Raw genomic sequence first — 23,580 nt, 5'->3', positions numbered from 1 at the left:
TTGAAAACTGGGTGATGTGGGTCGCGGATGAGAGAGGCAAGTGCCCAACGCACGCGAGTGCGGCGCATTTGGACAACTGGATATTATAACTATGCATGAATGCCGATATGTATGGCAAATACACTTTTTCTTCCCGATTTATATCTTTTATAGATAAATCACGCGAAGCACCACAGAGCTGCTTACACTGGGGGAAAGATTCGTTGACAGGCTTAAAACAATTGTCTAGCATTATAAAACAATTGTCCTTGGCGCCTGACAGCGCATACGAACGCGATGCCGAAAAAAGAACAGTTATACGAGCTGATCCGTTCCAACCCCTTCATCTCGCAGCAAGACCTGGCCGGCCATCTCGGCCTGTCGCGCTCCGCGGTCGCCAACTACATCGCCACCCTGGTGCGCGAGCGCCGCATCCTCGGCCGCGCCTACGTGCTGCCCGACCACCGGCCGGTGCTATGCATCGGCGCCGCCAACCTCGATCGCAAGCTGCGCACGACGGCCAGGCTGGCGCTCGGCACCTCGAACCCGGCGCGCCAGACCGAATCCTTCGGCGGCGTGGCGCGCAATATCGCCGAAAACCTGGCGCGCCTGGGCGTCCCCACGGCGCTGGTCACGGCAGTCGGCGGCGACTCGTCCGGCCGCGCCCTGCTCTCCTACGCCGACGAAACCGGCATCGATACCCGCGGCGCGCTGCGCGTGGACGGCGCCGCCAGCGGCACCTATACCGCGGTGCTCGACGAGGATGGCGACATGCGCGTGGCGCTGGCCGACATGGAGATCAACGAATCGCTCACGCCCGATTTCCTGTCGACCCGCGAACAGCAGCGCGCCGGCGCCGCCCTGATCGTCGCCGACCTGAACCTGCCGCGCGACGCGGTCGCCGCCCTGCTCGAGGGCAGCCGGCGCGACGGCGTACCGATGGTGGTCGTCGCCGTCTCGGAACCGAAGATCGATCGCCTGCCGCGCGACCTGACCGGCCTGCGCCTGCTGATCCTGAACGTGGGCGAACTGGCGGCCCGCGTCGGCCGGCCGCTGGAGACCGACGCCGACATCGCCGCGGCCTGCGCCGAACTGCGGCGCGCCGGCGTCCAGGACGTGATCGTCACACGCGGCTCCCTGGGCGTCATGTTCACGACCGCCACCGGCATGCAAGCGCTTGAAGGACAAGCCGTCGATGCCGTGGACTTGGTCGACGTCACTGGCGCCGGCGACGCTTTCGCCGCCGCCGTCTGCTGGACCCTGTACAGCGGCCAGCCCGAACCAAACCTGGAACCGGCCTGCCGCCGCGGCCAGATGCTGGCCGCCATGACCATCGCCTGCGCGCAGACCGTCTGCCCGCAACTGGCCCCGGGCCTGTTCGACGCCCCGGTCCAGGACATCGTTACCGACTGAATAAAGACTCGACCATGCAATCCTTCCTCCTGTTTTCGCCCGAAGTGGCAGCCGCCCGCACCGCCGGCAAGCCGATCGTCGCCCTCGAATCGACCATCATCTCGCACGGCATGCCCTACCCGCAGAACGTGCACACCGCGCGCGAAGTCGAGCAGGTCATCCGCGACGCCGGCGCCGTGCCGGCCACCATCGCCATCATCAAAGGCAAGATCTGCGTCGGCCTGTCGGAAGACCAGCTCGAGACCCTGGGTTCCTCGCCGGACGCCATCAAGGTCAGCCGCCGCGACCTGCCCTACGTGCTGGCGCAGGGCCGCCTGGGCGCGACCACCGTCGCCGCCACCATGATCTGCGCCCAACTGGCCGGCATCGAGGTCTTCGTCACCGGCGGCATCGGCGGCGTGCACCGCGGCGCCGAAACCAGCTTCGACATCTCGGCCGACCTGCAGGAGCTGGCCCAGACCAGCGTGGCCGTGGTGTGCGCCGGCGTGAAGTCGATCCTCGACATCGGCCTGACGCTCGAATACCTCGAGACCCACGGCGTGCCGGTGCTGGCCGTCGGCCAGCCGGGCTTCCCCGCCTTCTTCACGCGCGACAGCGGCTTCAAGGCCGACTTTCAGCTCGATTCGCCCGAGGAACAGGCCTCCTTCATCCGCACCAAGTGGCAGCTCGGCCTGAAGGGCGGCGTGGTGGTCAGCAATCCGGTGCCGGCCGAATCGGCGATGGCGCCCGACGAGATCGACGCCATCATCCACCAGGCCCTGCAAGAGGCGCAGCAGCAGGCCGTGACCGGCAAGCAGGTCACGCCCTTCCTGCTGGCCCGCATCAAGGAGCTGACGGGCGGGCGCAGCCTGGCCACCAATATCGCGCTGGTCAAGCACAACGCCCTGGTCGGCGCGCGCCTGGCGGCGGCGCTGCACCACAAGGCCGCCTGACCAGACCGGGCCGCCATGTCGATCGACCTGAAACAGCTCAAATACTTCCTGGCGGTAGCCGAAGAAAAAAGCTTCAGCCGCGCCGCCGAGCGCCTGCACATCTCGCAGCCGCCGCTGTCGCAGCAGATCATGAAGCTCGAGAGCGAGCTGGGGGTGAAGCTGTTCACCCGCACCACGCGCAGCTTCGAGCTGACCGTGGCCGGCCGCGCGCTGATGGTCGAGGCGGCCGAGCTGCTGGGCAAGATGCGCATGACCATCGACACGATCCGCCAGATCGACCGCGGCGAGGTCGGGCGGTTGCGGGTCGGCATCGTCGGCTCGGCGATGTGGGGCCCCATCCCCGGCCTGTTGGAGCAGTTCCAGAGCCAGTTTCCGCGCGTGACCTGGACCATCCACGAGCTGGGCCCGAACGACCAGTGGGAAGCGCTGCGCAGCAAGCAGATCGACGTCGGCTTCTGGCGCGAGCCGCGCATCGAGCAGGACGTACTCAAGCAGGCCAACCTGCGCCAGGAGCTATGCTTCAAGGAGCAGTTCTGCGTGGCGGTCAATGCCCGCCATCCGCTGGCCGAACGCGATTCCATCGCCCTGCCCGAGATCGCGGGCGAACCGATGCTGACCCTGCACCTGGACCAGTCGGCCGAGCCGCGCTATCTGATCGGGTGCTGCGTGAACGCCGGCTTCCAGCCGACCGTCTTCCAGGAGGCGGCCGAACCGCAAACCCTGCTGGCCATGGTCGGCGCCGGCCTGGGCGTGGCCCTGATGCCGGAGACCACCAGCCGCATCGGCTGGCCGGGCGTGCGCTTCCTGCCGATCCACGCCCACGCGCCATCGGCCAACCTGTACATCAGCTACCCGGCGCAAGACGATGCGCCGGTCGTGCGCGCCTTCCTCAAGATCCTGTTCCCCGAAGAACAGCCGGCCTGACGGCCGCTGGATATTTCCTCGTTTTGCGCGAATTCGGCCCGCCGATGCGGGCTGAACCGTTTTTGTACCGTCGTTCCACATTTCCTGGCGTAAATTGCGCATTTTTTGCGCAAGAAACCCCCGCACGATTGAGTTCAATTAACTATTTCTCAACTTTGCCTCCGGTATGATGGTTATCAAGTTCATCTATTTCTACAGGATTCCGTATGACTACAGCGACGCGGCGGTACGATGGGATCGGCGTGGAACCGGGCGACGACGCCGCCTTCGATGACATCGCATCGCTGCGCCGGGCGGTGGACGAACGGATCGACCAGCTGCTGTCCAGTGGCCCCCACGACCGGCTCACCAAGGCCATGCGCTCGTCCGCGCTCAGCGCCGGCAAGCGCATGCGTCCGCTGCTCCTGATGCTGGTCGCGCGTGACCTCGGCTGCAAATCGCCCGCCCTGATCGACGTCGCCTGCGCAGTCGAACTGGTGCACGCGGCGTCGCTGATCCTCGACGACCTGCCGTGCATGGACGACGCCAGCCTGCGCCGCGGCAAGCCCGCGATCCACATCCAGTATGGCGAAGACGTCGCCATCCTCGCTTCGGTGGCCCTGCTCAGCCGCGCCTTCGGCGTGCTGTCGCAAGCCCAGGACATCGCCCCCGCCACCCGCGCGCGCCTGGTCGCGACGCTCGCGCAGACGGTCGGCGACCAGGGCCTGGTGCGCGGCCAGTTCGAAGACCTGCACGGCGGCGCGCGTTCGCCCGAGGCGATCGCCACCACCAATGAACTCAAGACCGGCCTGCTGCTGGGCGTTGCCGTCGACATGGCCTGCATCGTCTGCCATGCCGACGAGTCGGTTGCGCAGCAGCTGCGCGCCTTCGCGCTGGCGGCCGGCCAGGCCTTCCAGATCAAGGACGACTTCCTCGACGGCGCCGGCAACGACAGCGCCATCACGGGCAAGGACACCGGCAAGGACGTCGGCAAGGCCACGCTGATCAACACGCTGGGCCGCGACGAAGCCCAGCGCCGACTGGCGGCCTGCCTGGTCGAAGCCGACCGCTGCCTTGGCGCCGCCGTCGGCGCCCATGGCCGCACGCGCCGCTTCGTCGGCGCGCTGTTCGCGAAAGAAAGCAAGGGCAAGCGCTTCGCGCCCGAGCTGGCCAAGGCGCGCGAGCTGCGTCCCGGCGCGCACCTGGCCGAGCTGCGCCTCTCCTGAGGACGGCGCTTCGCATGGCGCATTTCGCGGTCGTGGCTCCGGCGCTCTACAGCCACTTCAATACGCTGACGGTGCTCGCGCGCGAACTCGTCGCCCGCGGGCACCGCGTCACCTTCGTGCATCGCCCGGATGCCGCCGCCTATGTGAAGGACGAGCGCGTCGGCTTCCACGCCGTCGGCCTCGACACCCACCCGGCCGGCTCGCTGCCGGCGATGCTGGCTCGCGTGGCCAATCCGGGCTCGCCGCTGGGCCTGCGCCGCGTGATCCTCGACATGGCGGCCAGCACCACGATGCTGTGCCGCGAACTGCCGGCCGCGCTGCGCCGGCTTCAGGTTGATTTTATTGTCGCCGACCAAATGGAAGCGGCCGGCGGCCTGGTGGCAGAAGGCATCGGCATGCCCTTCGTCTCGGTCGCCTGCGCCTTGCCGGTCAACCGCGAACCGGGCATCCCGCTGCCCGTCATGCCCTTCATGTATGAAGACAGCGAGCGCGCCTTCAAGATCGTCGAAGGCAGCACCATGGTCTACGACTGGATGATGCAGCCGCACGAACGCGCGATCTCCGCCGCAGCCCAACAGCTCGGATTGCGTCCGCGCGCAAAACTGCACGAATGCCTGTCGCCATTGGCCCAGGTCGGCCAGATCGTGCCGGGCTTCGATTTCCCGCGGCGCGCGCTGCCGCCGCATTTTCATCACGTCGGCCCGCTGCACAGCGGGGCCGCGGTATCGGCCCAGTCGCCGGCCGAACTGGCCGCGCTGCTGCCGCCCGCAGCGAGCACGCGCCCCTTCGTCTACGCCTCGCTCGGCACCCTGGTCAGCCAGCGCTTCGGCCTGTTCAAGCGCATCGCGCACGCCTGCGCACGCCAGGACGCGCAACTGCTGGTCGCTCACTGCGGCGGCCTGGATGACTCGCAGGTGCGCGCACTCGAACGCATCGGCGACACCCGCGTGCGCGCCTTCGTGCCCCAGCTGGCCGTGCTGGCGCGCGCCGACGCCGTCATCTCGCATGCCGGCGCCAACACCGTGATGGAAGCCATCGCCACCCGCACGCCGATCCTGGCGCTGCCGATCGCCTTCGACCATCCGGGCGCCGCCGCCCGCGTGGAATATGCCGGTGTCGGCCTGCGCGCCTCGCCGCGCTTCGCGACCGTCACCGGGCTGTCGCGCAAGCTGCGCCGCCTGCTGGACGAACCGGGCTTCCGGCAACGCATGGAACCGCTGGCCGACCAGATCCGCCAGGCCGGCGGCGCGCCGCGTGCGGCCGACGTCATCGAGGCTGCGCTCGGATTGGCCCCCGCATTCCAAGGCCTGGCCAGCCATGGATGAGCATAGCAATGAGCTCAGCACGGTCGACTACGACCTGATCCTGGCCGGTGGCGGCCTGGCCAACAGCCTGATCGCGTGGCGCCTGCGCAGCGAGCGTCCCGAGCTGCGCATCCTGTTGCTCGAGCAAGGCAAGCGGCTGGGCGGCAACCATACCTGGTCGTTCCACGACAGCGATCTCGATGCCGGGCAGCTGCGCTGGATCGCGCCCCTGGTCACGCACCGCTGGGCGCGCTATGACGTGGTGTTTCCCGACCTTGCCCGCACATTGGCGGGCGGCTACGCCAGCATCGCCGCGCTCGACCTGGCCCACGTGGTCGAACCGGCCCTGGGCGCGACGCTGCGCACCGGCGTCTGGATCGACGACGTCACACCCACGAGCGTGCGGCTGGCCGATGGCGAAACCCTGCGCGCGCGCGCCGTCATCGACGGCCGCGGCATGCGCACCAGCAGCCACCTCGCGCTCGGCTACCAGACTTTCCTCGGCCAGGAATTGCGGCTCGACGCCGCCCACGGCCTGACGGCGCCCGTCATCATGGACGCCAGCGTGGCCCAGCAGGGCGGCTACCGCTTCGTCTACCTGCTGCCTTTCGGGCCCGACCGCGTGCTGGTCGAAGATACGCACTACGTCGACAGCGCCGCCTGGGAACCGGAGCGGCTGCGCGCCAACATCGCCTCCTACGTGGCCGCGCGCGGCTGGCGCGTGCGCGACATGTTGCGCGAAGAACAAGGCTCGCTGCCGATCGTGCTGGCCGGCGACTTCGACGGTTTCTGGGACGAGTTGCAGGGCCTGCCCAGCGTCGGCCTGCGCGCCGGCCTGTTCCATCCGACCACCGGCTACTCGCTGCCGCACGCGGTGCGCCTGGCCGAGCGCATCGTGCGCCTGCCCGAACTGTCGGCCCCGACGCTGTTCGCCGCCATCCGCGAGCAGGCGCGCCAAGCCTGGGACGAACAGCGCTTCTTCCGCATGCTCAACCGCATGCTGTTTTTGGCCGGCAGCCCCGATCACCGCTGGCGCGTGATGCAGCGCTTCTATGGCCTGCCGGCGCCCTTGATCGCGCGCTTTTACGCCGGCCGCCCGACCTTGGGCGACAAGGTACGCCTGTTGACCGGCAAGCCGCCGGTGCCCGTCATGGAAGCGTTTGACGCCGTACGCAAGACCCACCCCTATCAGATCAGGACCGCAGAATGAACCAGATGAATTTCAAGCCGAGAATCGATCCAAAGCGCGCCGTCGTGATCGGCGCCGGATTCGGCGGCCTGGCGCTGGCCATCCGCCTGCAGGCCGCCGGCATGCAAACGACCCTGCTCGAAAAGCGCGACAAGCCGGGCGGCCGCGCCTATGTCTATGAGGACCAGGGCTTCGTGTTCGACGCCGGCCCCACCGTCATCACCGATCCGACGGCGATCGAAGAGCTGTTCACCCTGTGCGGCAAGAAGATGGGCGACTACGTCGAGATGCTGCCGGTCGCGCCGTTCTACCGCCTGTGCTGGGAAGACGGCAGCCACTTCGACTACGCCAACGACCAGGAGGCGCTGGACCGCCAGATCCATGCGCGCAACCCGGCCGACGTCGCCGGCTACCAGCGCTTCCTGGCGTATTCGAAGGCGGTGTTCGACGAGGGCTACCTGAAGCTGGGCGCCGTGCCGTTTCTCTCCTTTCGCGACATGATCCAGGCCGGTCCGCAACTGGCGCGGCTGGAAGCGTGGAAAAGCGTGTACGGCATGGTGTCGCGCTTCGTCAAGGACGAGCAGCTGCGCCAGGCTTTCTCCTTCCACTCGCTGCTGGTGGGCGGCAATCCGTTCGCCACCTCGTCGATCTATACCCTGATCCATGCGCTGGAGCGGCGCTGGGGCGTTTGGTTCCCGCGCGGCGGCACCGGCGCCCTGGTGAAAGGCCTGGTACGGCTGTTCGAGGACATGGGCGGCAAGCTGGAACTGAACGCATCGGTGGCGCGCATCGAGACCGCCGGCAATCTCGCCAGCGGCGTGCGGCTGGAAGACGGCCGCTGGTTCATGGCCGATGCGGTGGCGTCGAATGCCGACGTGGTCCACACCTACGCCGACCTGCTGAAAAACCACGGGCGCGGCAGCAGCAACGGCGAGGCGCTCAAGAAGAAACGCTTCAGCAATTCGCTGTTCGTGCTGTACTTCGGCCTGGATAAACACCACGAGCAGCTGCAGCACCACACGGTGTGCTTCGGTCCGCGCTACCGCGAGCTGATCAAGGACATCTTCAACGGCAAGACGCTGGCCGACGATTTCTCGCTCTACCTGCACGCCCCCTGCGTCACCGATCCCTCACTGGCGCCGCCCGGCTGCGGCAGCCACTACGTGCTGGCGCCGGTGCCGCACCTGGGTAACGCACCGATCGACTGGGAGACCGAAGGCCCGCGCTACCGCGACCGCATCTTCGACTACCTCGAACGGCGCTACATGCCGGGCCTGCGCAGCCAGCTGGTAACGAGCCGCATCTTCACGCCGCACGACTTCCGCGACCAGCTCAATGCCCACCTGGGTTCGGCCTTCTCGCTGGAGCCGATCCTGACCCAGAGCGCCTGGTTCCGCCCGCACAACCGCGACGCCGAACTGCCCAACCTGTATCTGGTCGGCGCCGGCACCCATCCCGGCGCCGGCGTGCCGGGCGTGATCGGCTCGGCCAAGGCAACCGCCGGCCTGATGCTGGAAGGCGTACATGCGGGGGTGCACGCATGAGCGCCTATGCCGGCACCAAGCTGATGGAACATGCGACCCAGACCATCGCGGTCGGGTCCAAGAGCTTCGCGGCGGCCGCCAGGCTGTTCCCGCCCGCCACCCGGCGCAGTGTGCTGATGCTGTACGCCTGGTGTCGCCATTGCGACGACGTGGTCGACGGCCAGGAGCTGGGCTTCGCCGCCGCCGCGCCGAGCGCCTGTGGCGCCGGTTTCGAGCTCGATCGCCTGTACGACGACACCCGGCGCGCCTATTCGGGCGAGCAGATGCGCGATCCGGCCTTCGCCGCCTTCCAGGAAGTGGCGCTGGGCCACGCGATCGCGCCGCGCTATGCCTTCGACCACCTGGCCGGCTTCGCGATGGACGTCAACGAGGCGCGCTACACCACCATCGACGACACCATGCGCTACTGCTACCACGTGGCCGGCGTGGTCGGCCTGATGATGGCCTCGATCATGGGCGCCCACGACGAGCTGGTGCTGGACCGCGCCTGCGACCTGGGGCTCGCCTTCCAGTTGACCAATATCGCGCGCGACATCATCGACGATGCGAAAATCGGGCGCTGCTACGTGCCGGCCGAATGGCTGCTGGAAGCCGGCATCCCGCCCGACCACGTGTCCCTGCCGCGCCACCGCGCGGCGCTGGCGAGCGTCGCGGCGCGCCTGGTCGATCACGCCGAGCCGTATTATGAATCGGCCACGCTGGGTATCGCCGCCCTGCCCCTGCGCTCGGCCTGGGCAATCGCCACCGCGCGCAATGTGTACCGCCAGATCGGGATCGAAGTCAAACGGCGCGGGCCGCACGCCTGGGACGAACGGGTGGGCACTTCGAAGGCGGCCAAGCTGCGTTTATTGGCCCTGGGCGGAATCCAGGCGCTGGCCTCGCGCCTCAGCCCTGCTCGGGCAGCGATGGCGCCGCGGCGGAGCGATCTGTGGCTGCGTCCTGGCCGCGGGGGCGGCGCACCTGGCCCTGCTGCGCTTGCAACTGGCGCTTGAGCCGGGCGACCGGCGGCGCGTACAGGAAGCCGAAGGACACGGCGCCCTCTTTACCTTCCACCGCATGGTGCATGCGGTGGGCCTGGTACAGGCGCTTGAGGTAGCCGCTTTTGGGGACGTAGCGGAACGGCCAGCGCTGGTGCACCAGGCCGTCGTGGGCGATGAAGTACAGGGCGCCATAGGCGGTCATGCCGGCGCCGATCCATTCGAGCGGGTGGTAACCGCGGGTGCCGAACCAGATCAGGGCGATGGCGACACCGGCGAACACCACGGCGTACAGGTCGTTCTTCTCGAACCAGCCGGTGCGTGGCTCATGGTGCGAGCGGTGCCAGCCCCACCCGAAGCCGTGCATCACGTACTTGTGCGCGACGATGGAAAACACTTCCATGAACGCGATGGTGGCCAATACGATGAGCGCGTTGGAAAGCATAATGAAGGCTGCGAGAGCACGTTGACGGGATGCCAACAGCCTACCATGGCGGCCCATGCGCACGGTTGCGCGGCGCTGCCCTGGACCGCTCAAAAGCGGTCAAACACGATTCACACTTAACCTAATGGAGTATTCATGCAGTCGATCTTTCGCACCCTGGGTGTTTCCCTTTTGCTGGCGGCGGGCGTGGGCGCCGCCGGTCTCGCTTCGGCCGCCTCGATCGAGGTGAGGGTCCAGGGCATTACCAGTACCAAGGGTACGGTGCGGGTCGCGATCTGCGACAAGGCGACCTTCCTGAAGGATTGCCCGTATGCGGCGTCGGCCGCGGCACGCGTGGGCGAGACCGTGGTCACCGTCGACGACCTGCCGCCCGGCACCTGGGCCGTGCTGTCGTTCCAGGACGAGAACGACAACGGAAAGCTCGATCGCAATGCACTGGGCATCCCGAAGGAACGATATGCATTCAGCCGCGACGCGCGCGGGCGCTTCGGGCCGCCGAGTTTCGAGGATGCGGCCTTCGTGCTGCGAGATGAGAAAGCGGTCAGCTATATCAAATTGCGCTGATCCGGTGCCAGCCGCGCGTCGCAGGTTCATGCGTTCTGGCTGGCCTCGACCGGCGTAAGGGCATCGGCAAATCCGTGATTGACATCCCGGTGCCCCATCTCATCCTGGCGCACGACCAGCACCACGTCACGCAAGCGGGCATTGGCAGGCAGGTTCCAGTACGCAATTGCGATCTCCGGCGCCGCGACATTTTCCACGCGGCCGGCATCGATCTCCGCCAGGTACAGCGTGTAGCTGATGACTGCCTGCTCTTCGAAATACCCGACCAGGCGGTGCGCGGTCCTTGGTGAAGTCAGGTACAGCACGAAGAACGCAACAAAGAACAGCGCTTGCACCATCAGGATGACCAGACGCTCGAACGGGTTTGGCTTCGCGATCTGCACGAAGGTCATCAAGTGCATGCGTTCATTTTCCGCTTCATCGAGCAGGGTGCGGATCCAGCCCTGGTCCTCGACCATCCAGCGCAGACAGCGCAGGTGCACCAGCATTCCGCCAACCATGCCTGGCACGGCGGCCACGGTTTCCAGCACGATCGCCCGGTTGCCGTAGCGTTTGGCAAAAAACGTGTCCGCAAAAAAGCGCAGCATCAGCGTCAGGCCAAGCGCGACATGGTCGGAAAGATTGCGGGCAGCGCGGTGGTCATCCACGGCCTTGGTTTTATCAAGCGCTTTCATGTCAGGCTCCCTGTCTATAAGTTGAACATCTGTCGACTTGCTGTATCCGGCCGCGCCGAAAACATGCATTTATGATGCTCCTTAAAATTCCAGAGGTCAACAATGAGGGAAATTATTTTTGGGTGGTACCGTCCTTCAGGCTTGATGGTTTCTGCGGTCGGGATCACGCAGGCATCACTCGGTCTGCTCGCGACGGATCCTCCGGCAGATCACTTCCAGCTCGGCGCTTCCCGACCCAGGAGGATGACCGGCGCAGGTTTGGCTGCGCACGTGCTTTCGCTGGCCGCTGTGGGCGCTGCATCGTCCACAGTAACAGCCTTCCCTCTGCCTTCTCGATTGGTTCGGTATCCGCAACAGCATCATTCCTCGCTTGAGCACACAGTGAACGTATTTTATTCACCGAGTGCTCAGCAATAGTGCCAGCGCAAAGACTGTTCGCTTGTCGGACTTCTCGTACCCACAGCGCATGAGGGTCGTCAGGGGCTCAAGCCCGGTACTGGGTCGTGATCAGGAATATCCCGAAGCAGAATACCGCTGCGGCAAGCAGCATCGGGATCGACGACAGGAGCTTCGCGCCAACGCCGGTGCGCGTCCTGCCATCGTGGCGCCGCCGGTAGCCCTGGTAGCCGTAATAGAACGCCAGCGGCGGCAAGACGAAGACCGGGATGAGCAGCCAGGCCGTCAGTACAGTAAGCGCGGTCAGTGCGAGCGACTTGAGCATGATGGCCGGTCGATGTTGAACTAGTGCGTGGCGCCGCCCGTTTCGCGCACATCGGCGTCGACGCTCACGGTCGTTTCCACCGCCAGCTTGATGCCGGCAATGATGTCGTCCAGCGCCATCGACGGCGGCGCATCGGGCCGCGCGCTTGCCTGCTCCGGCAGGAATGGGACGTGAATGAAGCCGGCTTTGATCGGCTGCGGCTGCCCGGCCGCATGATGCATCAGCCCATAAAACACGTGGTTGCACACGAAGGTCCCGGCGGTCTGCGACACCCCGGCCACGAGTCCCTTCTCACGAAGCGCGCGCACGATGGCCTTGATCGGCAAGGTAGAGAAATAGGCGGCGGGACCATCCGAGGCAATGGCCGCATCCACCGGCTGCTGGCCGCCGTTATCGAGAATCGATGCATCGTCGACGTTGATCGCCACGCGCTCGACCGAGATGTCGGGCCGGCCGCCGGCCTGGCCGACGGCTATCACGACGTCCGGATGCAGTTCGTCGACCATGGCCACCAGGTCTTCGATCGCCTGCCCGAACACGCAGGGCAGCTGGCGCACCTCCACCCGGAAGTGTTCGCCGCGCCAGCCTTCGAGCGCGCGCACCGCTTCCCAGGCCGGGTTGATGCTGGCGCCATTGAACGGCTCGAAGCCGGTAAGCAGAACGGTCTTGATCATCGCGGGGTCACAGGTTCATCAAAAAATACAGCAGGAAGATATTCGCTATCAGGATCGGCAGCGCGCTCGGTATCTGGGCGCGGATCACCGCGTTCTTGTCGGGCAGCTCGAGCAGCGCCGCCGGCACGATATTGAAATTGGCCGCCATCGGCGTCATCAGGGTGCCGCAATAGGCGCTGAACATGCCGATCGCCGCCATCACGGCCGGATTGGCGCCATATACGCCGATCAGCACCGGGATGCCGACGCCGCCCGCCATCACCGGGAAGGCGGCGAAGCCGTTACCCATCACGATGGTGAACAGCGCCATGCCGATACAGTACACCGCTACCGCGACGAATGCCGAATCCAGGCCGATATACGTGGTCGTCAGGTGCGCTACCGCCTTGCCGACGCCGGCTTCCGAGAACAACAATCCCAGCACCGCCAGGATGTGCGGCAACACCACCGCCCAGCTCATGGCGTCGATCAGGCGCCGCGCCTCGCGCACGCCCTGCAGCGGCGTCGCGCGCGTCAGCCAGCAGGCGGCAATCAGGGCCACGATCGCGCCGCAGCCCATGCTGACCAGGGTCAGGTGGGCCGGATCGAGCATGGGCAGAGCGCCGATCTGCACGTCCTTGAGCACGGTGGCGCCGATCACGGTCACGAGTGGCAGCAGCAGCGCCGGAATGAAGATGCGGTTGCCCAGGCGCGCGGCGCTGGCGCGGCGCTCCTCAGGCCCCAGCGCCTTCGGGGCGCCGGCCTTGACGCCGCCGAAGCCGGCCAGCAAGGCCATGACGATCATCAGGGCGCCGACCGCCGCCGGCGGCATGCGCTCGCCGGCAAGATACAGCAGCGCATACAGTCCCCAGAACAGCGCGGTGGTGACACGGCGCGGATTGCTGCGGTCCATCAGGCTCATGATGGCCACGCTTGACAGCAGCAGGCCGACCAGGATGTAGAAGTGGTCGATGGTGAGGGTCATGCCGCCTCCTTCGCCGCCGCCACGTCACGGCGGATTTCAGCATCGAGCCGGCGCAGGTTCCAGGCATGGATCACGAAGGCGGTGATCGCGGTCGGGATGCCCCACAGCGCGATGTGCAGCGGATTGACCTCGATGCCCTCGGCCTGCAGGATCGTGTGCATCAGGACGATGGCGCCGAAGGCGACAAAGATGTCTTCGCCGAAGAACAGGCCGATATTGTCGGTGGCGGCCGACATGGCGCGGATGCGGTGGCGCACGCGCTCGGGCAGCTTGCCGTGCTGCGCTTGCGCGGCCGCCTCGGCCATCGGCGCGACCAGCGGCCGCACCATCGTCGGATGGCCGCCCAGGCTGGTCAGGCCCATCGCGGCGGTGCTCTCGCGCGCGAACAGGTAGACGATCAACAGGCGACCCGCGGTGGCCGAGCGCACGTTCGCGATCACCGATTGCGCCTGTTCGCGCAGGCCGAAGCGCTCCAAGAGGCCGATCGCGGCCAGCGGCAGCAGCAGGATCAGGGGCAGGTTGCGCGTCTTGACGAAGGCGGTGCCGAGCGACTCGAGCAGGGCCATGACGGGCATCGCAGCCGCGACGCCGGTCACGCCGCAGGCGGCGACGGCGACCAGCACCGGATTGGCGCGCAGCAGGAAGCCGGCGACGACGACGGCCACGCCGAGCAGTGGCCACAGATTGACAGCAGATTGCATGGATTCCCCGGCAATATTCGACAAGCCGAGGATGTTACCCGATCTGGTGTGTTAATCCGGCAAGAACTTAGGCAAGAGTTCAGGCAGGCCGTACGGGGTTGCTCGCCAGGTCACCCACTACCGTATTCCACTGGCGCACATGGAAGGCGCGCACCAGGCCGTTCGTGACGTAGGGGTCGCGTGCCGCGAACAGCTGGACCGGTTCGGCCGTCTCGCAATCGAAGACCAGCACCGCATGATCGGCCGGCTCGGCCAGCGCGCCGGCCAGGACCAGCTCGCCGCGTTCCTGCGCCTCCCAGGCCAGCTTCAGGTGTACATCGCGGAATTCGCCGCGGCGTTCGAGGTAGTCGGGGGCGAGGTCATAGGTGAGCAGGTAATGCACGGCGTCTCCACGATGGCATTGGATAAGGTGATATACATCGTAACCGCAATCGTGCGATCGGAACATCAGCACAACGGCAGCGCTCGATGTTGGTTTAAAACAACTTCTTAACCCATTTCGCATGGGCTGCCCAACAGTGAGAGCTGTCACACAGAACAAAACTCAGCGGCTGGCGTAGACTATCAGTCATGGATATGTCGAAGAAAATGGCGGCGGGGATCACGGGCTTTGCCAGCATGCTGTGGCTGGGGCTGACGGCGGCCGTCGCCGCCAACCAGCGCCGCCTGGTCTTCAATCCGACGCTCGAGCGCGAAGTCAAAAGCCCGCGCAGCAGCGGCCACCGCACCCGTCCGGTGGTCTTGCGCGCCAACGACGGCACCCGCCTCTCCGGCTGGCTGATGACCCCGACCATTCCCGGGCCGCGCCCGGCGGTGCTGTATTTCGGCGGCCGTTCCGAAGAAGTGTCCTGGGTCGTGCGCGATGCGGGCAAGCTGTTCCCCAATATGACCGTGCTGGCGCTGAATTACCGCGGCTATGGCGAATCGCAAGGCGTGCCGGCCGAGATCCACATGATCGAAGACGGCTGCCTGCTGTACGACTGGCTCGCCACGCGCGGCCAGGTCGATCCGCACCGCATTGCCGTGGTCGGCCGCAGCCTGGGTTCCGGCGTCGCGGTGCAGGTGGCCAAGGAGCGCCCCGCGCATTCCGTGGTCCTGATCACGCCCTACGATTCGATCCTGGCGATCGCCAAGCGGCGCTTCCGCGTGATGCCGATCGAGTACATGCTGCAGCACCGCTTCGAGTCGATCAAGTACGCGCCCTCGCTCAAGGCGCCGACCTATGTGCTGCGCGCGGCCAGCGACGACGTGGTGCCGCACACGCATACCGACCTGCTGGTGGCCAAGCTGGGCCAGCTGGTGGCGGACGACGTCGTGCCCGACTCCGACCACATGAACATCCCTTACCTGGAAGCGACGCAAGACCTGATCGCCGGCTTCCTCACCCGCCAGTTCAGCCAGCCGGTGACGCCGGCCGCCGCGGCAGCCGTCGCCGATGCGGTGGCGAGCGCCGAACCGCCCTCCGAGGCGGTGCCTACTCCTGCCGATTTCGCCCTCGCGACAAAATAATTGCTGAAAGTTGTCAGCATTTATATTTCCAACGAATAAATTGGCAAGTAAAATCGTATTTGTCATCAACTTGTAGGTTGATGCATATTTGACAGCTTGCGCTGAGATGGCGTGAGCTTGCTCATGATTTTGCCAAATTCGTACTGACTTCAGCCAAATCGACCCTCTCAGCCTGTTGTGGCCGTGCTACATGTAAGCCCATCTGCTGAGAAAATAGTCGCCAGAAACAAATCGTAACCCCCAGCGGATCGCCGGGCTGACACAATCGCGCAGCGCGAAGTGTCCTCTCCCGCCTTACCGCTCGAGGTAGCAATTGCGCAGCCCCTACCCATCGGACGCCATGCCGCGGGTACAATATCGCTATTCCAGGAGCCCATTGATGAAATTTAAGCAACTCAGCATGACCATTGCGGCGCTGTGCGTCGCAGGCAGTGCACTGGCCGCGCCGGCAGCAGGTCCGATCGCGCAGCCGAAGCTCGGCATGGTCTACGATGCGGGCGGCAAATTCGACAAATCGTTCAACCAGTCGGCCTTCGAAGGCCTGCAACGCTTCTCGAAAGAGACCGGCGTCAAGGTGTTCGAAGTCCAGGCCAATAGCGATACTCAGGCCGAGCAAGTCATGCGCGGCCTGGCGCGCAAGAAGGTCGACATGATCGCCGCCATCGGTTTCTCGCAAACCCAGGCCGTGCAAAAAGTCGCCCGTGAATTCCCGAACGTGCGCTTCGTGCTGATCGACAGCGTGGCGCAAGGCGCCAACATCGAATCGGTGATGTTCAAGGAACAGGAAGGCTCCTACCTGGTCGGCGTCGCCGCCGCCATGGCGTCCAAGTCCAAGAAGCTCGGCTTCGTGGGCGGCATGGACATCCCGCTGATCCGCGCCTTCGCCTGCGGCTACAACCAGGGCGCCAAGGCGCAAGCGCCGAAGATCGAAATCGTCCAGAACATGGTCGGCACCACCGCCGCTGCCTGGAACGACCCGGCCAAGGGCGGCGAACTGGCGCGCGCGCAGTTCGCGCGCGGCGTCGACGTCGTATTCGCGGTGGCGGGCGGCAGCGGCATGGGCACGCTGCAGGCAGCCAAGGAACAAGGCAAGCTGGCGATCGGCGTCGATTCGAACCAGAACTACCTGCACCCGGGCACCATGCTGACCTCGATGATCAAGCGCGTCGACGTGGCCGTGTACGACTCCTTCATGGGCGTCAAGAACGGCACCTGGAAAGCGGGCGTGCATTACAAGGGCCTGAAGGAAGGCGGCGTGGACTGGGTGCTGGACAAGGACAACCGCAAGGTCGTCACGCCCGAGATCGAAAAGCGCGTCAACGCCGTGCGCACCGACATCATCAACGGCAAGATCAAGGTCATCGATTACCGCGCAGGCAGCAGCTGCCCGGTCTGATCGACCAATTCCCATTCGAAGCGCGCCGCGCCGGTTGATCCCGGCCCGGCGCGCTTTTGAATGATAAGCACACTCATATTTACGACAGATCGCAATGCAGCCAGCCGTAGAATTTCGCAATATCAGCAAGGCCTTCGGGCCGGTGCAGGCGAACGCCGACGTCAGCTTCTCGATCGCCAAGGGCTCGATCCATGGCGTGATCGGCGAAAATGGCGCCGGCAAATCCACCCTGATGAGCATCCTGTACGGCTACTACCATGCCGACAGCGGGCAGCTCGTCATCAATGGCGCCGACCAGAAGATCCGCTCCAGCCAGGAAGCGATCGGGCTGGGCATCGGCATGGTCCACCAGCACTTCATGCTGGTCGAGAACATGACCGTGCTCGATAACGTGATGCTCGGCGCCGAGGGCGGCTTCAAATTGTCGAAGAAGCGCCTTGAGACGGAAGCGAAGCTGCGCGAGATCTGCGCCCGCTACCACCTCGACGTCGATCCGCTAGCGGTCATCTCGACGCTGTCGGTCGGCGCCCAGCAGCGCGTCGAGATCCTGAAACAGATCTACCGCAGCGCCGAGATCCTGATCCTGGACGAGCCGACCGCGGTGCTGACCACGCAAGAAATCGCCTCGCTGTTCGACATCCTGCGGCTGTTCAAGGAACAGGGCAAGACCATCATCCTGATCACCCACAAGCTGGGCGAGATCATGGAGATCACCGACCAGGTGACCGTGATGCGCGCGGGCCGCGTGGCCGGCGCCGTCGCCACCCGCGACACCTCGAAGGAGCAGCTGGCCAATATGATGGTGGGCCGCCCGATCGAGGGCAACCTGCCGCGAAAACCCTACGCACCCGGCGCGCCGGTGCTGCAGGTCGAGAATCTCCAATTGAAGGACGCCAACGGCGTCGGGCTGCTGGCCGACATCTTTCTCAACGTGCGCGCCGGCGAGATCGTCGCCATCGCCGGCGTGTCGGGCAATGGCCAGAGCGAGCTGATGGAAATCCTGTCCGGCATGCGCCTGCCGACCTCCGGCACCGTGACGATGGACGGCGCGCCGCTGCCCTTCGCCGGCCGCTCGAACGCCGACGGCCTGCCCGCCACCTTCCGTGACCTCGGCATCGGCCACGTGCCGGAAGACCGCCTGCGCGATGGCGTGATCAAGGATTTCTCGGTCATGCAGAACACCGTATTCGGCTACCAGGACCGCGTCACCAAGCGCGGCCTGTTCGACTTCGACGCCATCGCCCAGCGCTGCGCCGGTTTGCTCGAGCAATTCGACGTGCGTCCGAAAGACCCCAATGTGCGCATCGGCCTGCTCTCGGGCGGCAACCAGCAGAAGGTCGTGATCGCGCGCGAAGTGTCGGCCGCGCCCAAGCTGATGCTGGTCGGCCAGCCGACCCGCGGCGTCGACATCGGCACCATCGAGAGCATCCACACCCAGCTGCTGCGCCTGCGCGACGAAGGCGTGGCCATCCTCTTGGTGTCGACCGAGCTGGAAGAAGTGCGCGCCCTGGCCGACCGCATCGTCGTGATGTCGGGCGGCCGCGTCACCGGCGAACTCCATATTGACGAATTCGATACCACCCGCATTGGCCTCTTGATGGGCGGGATGCACAAATCATGAAAACGACTGAACTTCCACGCTGGGCCTCGGGCTTCGTCCTGCCGGTCCTGAATTTGCTGTCCGCGCTGCTGGTCGCCGCGCTGGTCATCCACCTGCTGGGCGAGAGCCCGGTCGAATCGCTGCAGATCCTCGTCAACAGCGCCGTCATCAATCCGGAAGGCCTCTCCTATACGCTGTTCTACGCGTCGACCTTCGTGTTTACCGGCCTGGCCGTGTCGATCGCGATGAAGGCGGGCCTGTTCAACATCGGCGCCGAAGGCCAGATGTACCTGGGCGGCCTGGGCCTGACCCTGGCCATGCTGGCGTTCGACGCCAGCCTCTCGGCCTGGCTCTTGATACCGCTGGCGATCGTCGCCAGCGCCGTGTTCGGCGCGGCCTGGGCCTTCCTGCCCGGCTACCTGCAGGCCAAGCGCGGCAGCCACGTGGTGGTCACGACCATCATGTTCAACTTCATCGCCGCAGGCCTGATGAACTTCATCATCGTCAAGTACATGATCCCCGAGGGCGACCAGAACCCGGCCAGCCGCGTGTTCTCGGACGCCGCCATGATCCCGCAGCTGTCGACCTGGCTGCCGTTCTTCGGCGAGAACACGCCGCTCAACCTCGCCTTCATCCTGGCCCTGATCGCCCTGGTGGTCTACTGGGTGGCGGTGTCGCGTTCGAGCTGGGGTTATAAACTGCAGGCGACCGGCCTGAATGCCCACGCCGCCCACTACGCGGGCGTGCGCATCAGCCGCACCATCATCGTCGCGATGCTGATCTCGGGCGGCCTGGCCGGCCTGGCGGCGGTGAACTCGATCCTCGGTTCGACCCACTACCTGAGCCTGAACTTCCCGGCCGGCGCCGGCTTCATCGGCATCGCGATCGCGCTGATGGGCCGCCAGCATCCGGTCGGCATCCTGCTGTCGTCGGTGCTGTTCGGCGCGCTGATCCAGGGCGGCTTCGACCTGTCGCTGGAAAAGCCGAACATCCCGCAAGAGACCTTCATTTTCATCCAGGGCCTGATCATCCTGTTCTGCGGCGCCATGGAAAACATGTACGGACCGGCGCTGCTGAAACTGATCAACGCCACTCGTAGCAGCAAGGGATAAGCCATGGAAGACTTCCAGTTCGCCAGCATCGTCGTCTCCACCATCCGCAATGCGCCGGTGCTGATCTTCGCGGCCATGGCCGGCCTGTTCGCCGAGCGCAGCGGCGTGGTCGACATCGGCCTCGAGGGCAAGATCCTGGCCTCGGCCTTCGTCTCGGCCGGCGTCGCCTACACCTACCAGGACCCGTGGATCGGCATCGCGGCCGGCATCCTCGCCTCCTGCGCGCTGGCCCTGATCCAGGCCTTCGTCTCGATCACCCAGAAGGGCAACCAGCTGGTGGCGGGCATTGCCATCAATATCGCGATGAGCGGCCTTACTTTTGTCGTGGCCCAGTACTTCTTCCAGCAGGGCGGCCGCACGCCGGACCTGGGCGAGGCGCGCCTGTCGACCGTGGTGCTGCCGGGTTCCGAACTGGTGGCCGACATTCCCGGCCTGGGCTGGGTCTGGACGCGCCTGATCGGCGGCCATTCGCCGCTGGTGTACTTCGCCTTCGCGCTGCTGCCGATCGTGCACTGGGTGCTGTTCCACAGCCGCTTCGGCCTGCGCCTGCGCGCCTGCGGAGAAAACCCGCACGCGGCCGACGCCGCCGGCATCCCAGTCCAGCGCACCCGCTACATGGCGATGATCATCGCCGGCGTGCTGTGCTCGTTCTCGGGCGCCTACCTGTCGATCGTCCAGAGCGGCTTCTTCTTGCGCGATATGTCGGCCGGCGCCGGCTACCTGGCGCTGACCGCCCTGGTGTTCGGCAACTGGCGTCCGCTGTACACGGTGTTGGGCTGCATGATGTTCGGCTTCTTCTCGGCCGTGCAGATCCAGATCGAAGGCGTCGACCTGCCGGTCGTGGGCCGCATCCCTGGTTCGCTGATCCAGATGATCCCGTACATCGTCACCGTGGTCGTGCTGGCCGGCCTGATGGCCAAGTCGGTGGCGCCGAAGGCGCTGGGCAAGCCCTTCGTCAAGTCGCGTTAAGCATTACCCTCTCACCTGCCCGCGCTCGCGGGCAGGTACTTACCTCCCCCCCGCTGTTCAAAATCAGCCATTACTTGTTGTGATAACAAGTGAAAGTGGCCGCCTTGCCACAACGATCGACACATTTGGCATACAAAATGCAATCTTTCATCGGCAAGTGCTGCCCAGTCTGAGAAAATATCTACTTTCCGTACGGCAACGAACAGACTCGCATCGTTGGCGTGCAAATTTTCTCTATAGGAAACCCATGGCAATCGAGAACATCAAGTTGCGCAGCCTCCTGTTCGGCGGCTTCGCCACCCTGCTTGCGGCAATGCTGATCCTGGTCGGCATCGGCCTGATCCAGACCAAGAAGGCGGAAGACCTGACCGACAAGCTGACCACCCAGAGCATGGAACGCCTGGCCATGCTGCAGGAATGGCAGGCCATCATTGAAACCAATGCGGCGCGCACGATCGCCGCCATCAAGATGGCCGACCCCGCCGACGAGAAGTACTTCCTGGACGATATTGCCTCGTCGTCGAAGCGCTCCGACGTGCTGCACAAGGGCCTGATCGTGAGCTTGAAGGACGACGCTGCGGCAATGGCCCTGTTCGGCAAGGTCGATGAGCAGCGCGAAGGCTACCGCGCTGCGCGCAAGAGCGTGTTGGAGAAGAAGGCGGCGGGCGACGACGAGGCCGTGCGCCACTTCCTGGCGACAGAGATGCTGCCCCGCGTGAAGGCCTATGTGGAAAGCCTGCGCGCGATCGTCGACTACCAGAAGACAGTGGTCGAAGCCGATGCGCAATCGATCGACGACGGCTTCAAGACCAGCCTGAACCTGCAGCTGATCCTGGCCGTGGTCGCCCTGGTGGCCGGCGCCGGCTTCGCCTGGTGGATCGGCCGCCGCATCACCGCGCCGCTGGAAGAAGCCGTGGCCGTCGCCCAGACCGTCGCCCTTGGCGACCTGAGCAGCCGCATCGTCGCCCAGGGTAAGAACGAGACCGGCGTACTGATGGGCGCCCTGAAGGACATGAACGACAACCTGGTAGGCATCGTCGGCCAGGTGCGCAGCGGCACCGAGACCATCGTCGAAGCCGCCGACCAGATCTCGGCCGGCAACCTCGAACTGTCGTCGCGCACCGAGCAGCAAGCCGGCGCGCTGGAAGAGACCGCGTCGTCGATGGAAGAACTGACCTCGACCGTGAAGCAGAACGCCGACAATGCGCGCGAAGCCAATGCGCTGGCGCAGACCGCCTCGCAAGTGGCGGGCCGCGGCGGCGAGACCGTCGGCCGCGTGGTGCAGACCATGGATGCGATTACCGATTCGTCGAAGAAAATCTCGGACATCATCGGCGTCATCGACGGCATCGCCTTCCAGACCAATATCCTGGCCCTGAACGCGGCCGTGGAAGCGGCGCGCGCCGGCGAACAGGGCCGCGGCTTCGCGGTCGTGGCGAGCGAAGTGCGCAACCTGGCCCAGCGCTCGGCGGCGGCGGCCAAGGAAATCAAGACCCTGATCGGCGACTCGAGCGCCAAGGTCGAAGAAGGCAGCCGCCTGGTGTCGGACGCCGGCAGCACCATGCAGGAAATCGTGGACAGCATCGGCCGTGTCACGGCGATCATGTCGGGCATCGCCATGGCCAGCCAGGAGCAGTCGGCCGGCATCGAGCAGGTGAACCAGGCGATCGCCCAGATGGACCAGGTGACGCAGCAGAACGCGGCGCTGGTGGAAGAAGCGGCGGCCGCCTCGACCTCGATGCGCGAACAGGCGCAATTGCTGTCGCAGTTGGTGTCGACCTTCCGCTTCGAGCCTGAAGCGGCTGCTGGCCGCCCTTCGCTCAAGAATGCCGGCCGTCCGGCACTGACGATGCGCCAGGCTGCCTGACGCGTACAAGTTGTCTCCTCTTGACGCCGGGCTGGTCCCGGCGTTTTTTTATGGCGTGACCGGATCGACCGGCTCGTAGCCCGCCGCGCGGCGACTGGAGCGCGCCAGGGTCCAGGCGAAGCCGATGCCGGCCGAGGTGCCGGTATTCTTGAGGTGCAGCGGGCTGTCGCGGTTGGCGCTGCCCGCATACGATTCGAAGCGCACGAAGCCGAACAGGCGCAGGTCGGGGTTCAATTGGCGCGTGGCGAACAGCCCGACGCGCGTCAGCATCAGGCCGGCATCGGCGCCGTAGGCAGCACGGGATGCGTTCGCGTACTGCGGCTGCACCTCGTAGAAATAGCGGTTGATGCGCTTGTCGCCGAACACGACCGAGACATTGCCCTCGACGCTCCACAAACCGCGCTCGCCGCGGGTCTCATACGCCAGCTTGGGCTCGAAGGTCCAGCCCTGGCGCCGCAGCCCTCCCCTTGCCTCGATCACGGCGCGCAGCGGCAGTTCTGCGCGCAGGCGGCTGCGATCGTCGAAATCGGCCACCCGGATCTTCAGGCGCGGTCCGAACTCGAACAGCGCCCCCAGGTCGGGCATGCCGGCGCGGATCTCGACATCGTCCGAGTCGGATGGCAAGGCGCCCGCCAGGCCGACGTCGAACTCGAGCCGGTCGGAACGGAACAGGCGCGCCCCGATGCCCGACTGGTCGGCGCGCAGCACTTCGCCGCGGTACAGCAGGTAGGGTAATGGCAGGACGCGGTTGTTGCGGTCGTCGGCGCCGGGATAGGCCGGCGCAGTGAGGCCGAAGGCGCCTACGCCGAATTCCCAGAGCGGCAAGCCGTCTGGTTCGGGTGACTGGGCGCTGGCGTGGGTAGCGGCGGTAAGCAGCAGGCAGGCGGCGGCAGCCTTGTATGTAGAGTTCATGATGC

Annotated in this window: 23 protein-coding genes; 15 read left to right on the top strand and 8 right to left on the bottom strand. The window is 65.7% G+C overall.

Going from position 1 to position 23,580, the window contains the following annotated elements; genetic code table 11:
• Positions 1-276 precede the first annotated feature (276 nt).
• The 8 genes from SOM61_RS04235 (at position 277) to crtB (ending at position 9,482) form a co-directional block, all read left to right on the top strand.
• Positions 277-1,392, top strand: a complete 1,116-nt coding sequence (locus tag SOM61_RS04235; protein WP_320472939.1) for a carbohydrate kinase — start codon at positions 277-279, stop codon at positions 1,390-1,392.
• 14 nt (positions 1,393-1,406) lie between these two features.
• The gene (locus SOM61_RS04230; RefSeq protein ID WP_320472938.1) at positions 1,407-2,324 is read left to right on the top strand and encodes a pseudouridine-5'-phosphate glycosidase; all 918 of its coding nucleotides are present in this window, start codon (positions 1,407-1,409) and stop codon (positions 2,322-2,324) included.
• Positions 2,325-2,339: 15 nt separating this feature from the next.
• Complete coding sequence (locus SOM61_RS04225; protein ID WP_320472937.1) at positions 2,340-3,248, top strand: LysR family transcriptional regulator; 909 nt, start codon at positions 2,340-2,342, stop codon at positions 3,246-3,248.
• 206 nt (positions 3,249-3,454) lie between these two features.
• A complete protein-coding gene (locus tag SOM61_RS04220; RefSeq protein WP_320472936.1) occupies positions 3,455-4,453 on the top strand; it encodes a polyprenyl synthetase family protein in 999 nt (332 codons plus the stop codon).
• 14 nt (positions 4,454-4,467) lie between these two features.
• Positions 4,468-5,778, top strand: a complete 1,311-nt coding sequence (locus tag SOM61_RS04215; RefSeq protein ID WP_320472935.1) for a glycosyltransferase — start codon at positions 4,468-4,470, stop codon at positions 5,776-5,778.
• Positions 5,771-6,967 carry a lycopene beta-cyclase CrtY gene (crtY, locus tag SOM61_RS04210; protein WP_320472934.1) on the top strand — a complete coding sequence of 399 codons (1,197 nt, stop codon included), beginning with the start codon at positions 5,771-5,773 and terminating at the stop codon, positions 6,965-6,967. The genes SOM61_RS04215 and crtY overlap by 8 nt, the downstream gene beginning before the upstream one ends.
• Positions 6,964-8,490 carry a phytoene desaturase gene (locus SOM61_RS04205; RefSeq protein WP_320472933.1) on the top strand — a complete coding sequence of 509 codons (1,527 nt, stop codon included), beginning with the start codon at positions 6,964-6,966 and terminating at the stop codon, positions 8,488-8,490. Before crtY ends, SOM61_RS04205 begins: the two co-directional genes overlap by 4 nt.
• Positions 8,487-9,482, top strand: coding sequence for a 15-cis-phytoene synthase CrtB (gene crtB, locus SOM61_RS04200; protein ID WP_320472932.1), 996 nt, complete (start codon positions 8,487-8,489; stop codon positions 9,480-9,482). Before SOM61_RS04205 ends, crtB begins: the two co-directional genes overlap by 4 nt.
• Here crtB and SOM61_RS04195 read toward each other — a convergent pair.
• Positions 9,376-9,912, bottom strand: coding sequence for a sterol desaturase family protein (locus tag SOM61_RS04195; protein ID WP_320472931.1), 537 nt, complete (start codon positions 9,910-9,912; stop codon positions 9,376-9,378). The two genes, crtB and SOM61_RS04195, sit on opposite strands and share 107 nt — an antisense overlap.
• 135 nt (positions 9,913-10,047) lie before the next feature.
• Here SOM61_RS04195 and SOM61_RS04190 point away from each other — a divergent pair, with 135 nt between their 5' ends.
• Entirely contained in the window at positions 10,048-10,476 is a 429-nt protein-coding gene (locus tag SOM61_RS04190; protein WP_320472930.1) for a DUF2141 domain-containing protein, read from the top strand.
• A 26-nt stretch (positions 10,477-10,502) separates the two neighbouring features.
• On the opposite strand, the gene SOM61_RS04185 is transcribed toward SOM61_RS04190, so the two are convergent.
• The 6 genes from SOM61_RS04185 to SOM61_RS04160 all read right to left on the bottom strand — a co-directional run bounded on the left by SOM61_RS04185 (position 10,503) and on the right by SOM61_RS04160 (position 14,592).
• Positions 10,503-11,150, bottom strand: a complete 648-nt coding sequence (locus SOM61_RS04185) for an alternative oxidase (protein WP_320472929.1) — start codon at positions 11,148-11,150, stop codon at positions 10,503-10,505.
• 484 nt (positions 11,151-11,634) lie between these two features.
• Complete coding sequence (locus tag SOM61_RS04180; protein WP_320472928.1) at positions 11,635-11,871, bottom strand: hypothetical protein; 237 nt, start codon at positions 11,869-11,871, stop codon at positions 11,635-11,637.
• Between the two features lie 20 nt (positions 11,872-11,891).
• A complete protein-coding gene (pcp, locus tag SOM61_RS04175; protein ID WP_475439524.1) occupies positions 11,892-12,542 on the bottom strand; it encodes a pyroglutamyl-peptidase I in 651 nt (216 codons plus the stop codon).
• 10 nt (positions 12,543-12,552) lie between these two features.
• Positions 12,553-13,509, bottom strand: coding sequence for a DUF979 domain-containing protein (locus SOM61_RS04170; RefSeq protein ID WP_320472926.1), 957 nt, complete (start codon positions 13,507-13,509; stop codon positions 12,553-12,555).
• The gene (locus SOM61_RS04165; RefSeq protein WP_320472925.1) at positions 13,506-14,210 is read right to left on the bottom strand and encodes a DUF969 domain-containing protein; all 705 of its coding nucleotides are present in this window, start codon (positions 14,208-14,210) and stop codon (positions 13,506-13,508) included. The genes SOM61_RS04170 and SOM61_RS04165 overlap by 4 nt, the downstream gene beginning before the upstream one ends.
• Before the next feature lie 79 nt (positions 14,211-14,289).
• Entirely contained in the window at positions 14,290-14,592 is a 303-nt protein-coding gene (locus SOM61_RS04160) for a YciI-like protein (RefSeq protein ID WP_320472924.1), read from the bottom strand.
• Between the two features lie 188 nt (positions 14,593-14,780).
• Between SOM61_RS04160 and SOM61_RS04155 the strand changes: the two genes are divergently transcribed.
• From SOM61_RS04155 to SOM61_RS04130, 6 genes are all read left to right on the top strand, one after another.
• On the top strand, positions 14,781-15,719 hold the full coding sequence (locus SOM61_RS04155; protein ID WP_320472923.1) for an alpha/beta hydrolase: 939 nt from the start codon (positions 14,781-14,783) through the stop codon (positions 15,717-15,719).
• A 379-nt stretch (positions 15,720-16,098) separates the two neighbouring features.
• Positions 16,099-17,115: a BMP family lipoprotein gene (locus SOM61_RS04150; RefSeq protein WP_320472922.1), complete on the top strand. Its 1,017-nt coding sequence runs from the start codon at positions 16,099-16,101 to the stop codon at positions 17,113-17,115.
• Positions 17,116-17,209: 94 nt separating this feature from the next.
• Entirely contained in the window at positions 17,210-18,736 is a 1,527-nt protein-coding gene (locus SOM61_RS04145) for an ABC transporter ATP-binding protein (protein WP_320472921.1), read from the top strand.
• Complete coding sequence (locus SOM61_RS04140) at positions 18,733-19,827, top strand: ABC transporter permease (RefSeq protein ID WP_320472920.1); 1,095 nt, start codon at positions 18,733-18,735, stop codon at positions 19,825-19,827. The genes SOM61_RS04145 and SOM61_RS04140 overlap by 4 nt, the downstream gene beginning before the upstream one ends.
• 3 nt (positions 19,828-19,830) lie before the next feature.
• On the top strand, positions 19,831-20,796 hold the full coding sequence (locus tag SOM61_RS04135; protein ID WP_123071613.1) for an ABC transporter permease: 966 nt from the start codon (positions 19,831-19,833) through the stop codon (positions 20,794-20,796).
• Positions 20,797-21,043: 247 nt separating this feature from the next.
• Entirely contained in the window at positions 21,044-22,663 is a 1,620-nt protein-coding gene (locus SOM61_RS04130; RefSeq protein ID WP_320472919.1) for a methyl-accepting chemotaxis protein, read from the top strand.
• A gap of 48 nt (positions 22,664-22,711) precedes the next feature.
• Here the strand turns inward: SOM61_RS04130 and SOM61_RS04125 are convergent, their stop codons facing one another.
• Entirely contained in the window at positions 22,712-23,575 is an 864-nt protein-coding gene (locus tag SOM61_RS04125) for a MipA/OmpV family protein (RefSeq protein WP_320472918.1), read from the bottom strand.
• Between the last annotated feature and the right edge of the window lie 5 nt (positions 23,576-23,580).

This window comes from Massilia sp. CFBP9012 (assembly GCF_034045115.1).
In the GTDB taxonomy this organism is placed as follows: domain Bacteria; phylum Pseudomonadota; class Gammaproteobacteria; order Burkholderiales; family Burkholderiaceae_D; genus Telluria.
Note: the sequence above shows the minus strand (reverse complement) of the source record. Positions and strands in the feature narration are given on the sequence as shown.

Excerpts from the sequence above, each read along its gene's own strand:
- SOM61_RS04235 (WP_320472939.1), top strand. The coding sequence starts at position 277 with ATGCCGAAAAAAGAACAGTTATACGAGCTGATCCGTTCCAACCCCTTC.
- SOM61_RS04230 (WP_320472938.1), top strand. The coding sequence starts at position 1,407 with ATGCAATCCTTCCTCCTGTTTTCGCCCGAAGTGGCAGCCGCCCGCACC.
- SOM61_RS04225 (WP_320472937.1), top strand. The coding sequence starts at position 2,340 with ATGTCGATCGACCTGAAACAGCTCAAATACTTCCTGGCGGTAGCCGAA.
- SOM61_RS04220 (WP_320472936.1), top strand. The coding sequence starts at position 3,455 with ATGACTACAGCGACGCGGCGGTACGATGGGATCGGCGTGGAACCGGGC.
- SOM61_RS04215 (WP_320472935.1), top strand. The coding sequence starts at position 4,468 with ATGGCGCATTTCGCGGTCGTGGCTCCGGCGCTCTACAGCCACTTCAAT.
- crtY (WP_320472934.1), top strand. The coding sequence starts at position 5,771 with ATGGATGAGCATAGCAATGAGCTCAGCACGGTCGACTACGACCTGATC.
- SOM61_RS04205 (WP_320472933.1), top strand. The coding sequence starts at position 6,964 with ATGAACCAGATGAATTTCAAGCCGAGAATCGATCCAAAGCGCGCCGTC.
- crtB (WP_320472932.1), top strand. The coding sequence starts at position 8,487 with ATGAGCGCCTATGCCGGCACCAAGCTGATGGAACATGCGACCCAGACC.
- SOM61_RS04195 (WP_320472931.1), bottom strand. The coding sequence starts at position 9,912 with ATGCTTTCCAACGCGCTCATCGTATTGGCCACCATCGCGTTCATGGAA.
- SOM61_RS04190 (WP_320472930.1), top strand. The coding sequence starts at position 10,048 with ATGCAGTCGATCTTTCGCACCCTGGGTGTTTCCCTTTTGCTGGCGGCG.
- SOM61_RS04185 (WP_320472929.1), bottom strand. The coding sequence starts at position 11,150 with ATGAAAGCGCTTGATAAAACCAAGGCCGTGGATGACCACCGCGCTGCC.
- SOM61_RS04180 (WP_320472928.1), bottom strand. The coding sequence starts at position 11,871 with ATGCTCAAGTCGCTCGCACTGACCGCGCTTACTGTACTGACGGCCTGG.
- SOM61_RS04170 (WP_320472926.1), bottom strand. The coding sequence starts at position 13,509 with ATGACCCTCACCATCGACCACTTCTACATCCTGGTCGGCCTGCTGCTG.
- SOM61_RS04165 (WP_320472925.1), bottom strand. The coding sequence starts at position 14,210 with ATGCAATCTGCTGTCAATCTGTGGCCACTGCTCGGCGTGGCCGTCGTC.
- SOM61_RS04155 (WP_320472923.1), top strand. The coding sequence starts at position 14,781 with ATGGATATGTCGAAGAAAATGGCGGCGGGGATCACGGGCTTTGCCAGC.
- SOM61_RS04150 (WP_320472922.1), top strand. The coding sequence starts at position 16,099 with ATGAAATTTAAGCAACTCAGCATGACCATTGCGGCGCTGTGCGTCGCA.
- SOM61_RS04145 (WP_320472921.1), top strand. The coding sequence starts at position 17,210 with ATGCAGCCAGCCGTAGAATTTCGCAATATCAGCAAGGCCTTCGGGCCG.
- SOM61_RS04140 (WP_320472920.1), top strand. The coding sequence starts at position 18,733 with ATGAAAACGACTGAACTTCCACGCTGGGCCTCGGGCTTCGTCCTGCCG.
- SOM61_RS04135 (WP_123071613.1), top strand. The coding sequence starts at position 19,831 with ATGGAAGACTTCCAGTTCGCCAGCATCGTCGTCTCCACCATCCGCAAT.
- SOM61_RS04130 (WP_320472919.1), top strand. The coding sequence starts at position 21,044 with ATGGCAATCGAGAACATCAAGTTGCGCAGCCTCCTGTTCGGCGGCTTC.
- SOM61_RS04125 (WP_320472918.1), bottom strand. The coding sequence starts at position 23,575 with ATGAACTCTACATACAAGGCTGCCGCCGCCTGCCTGCTGCTTACCGCC.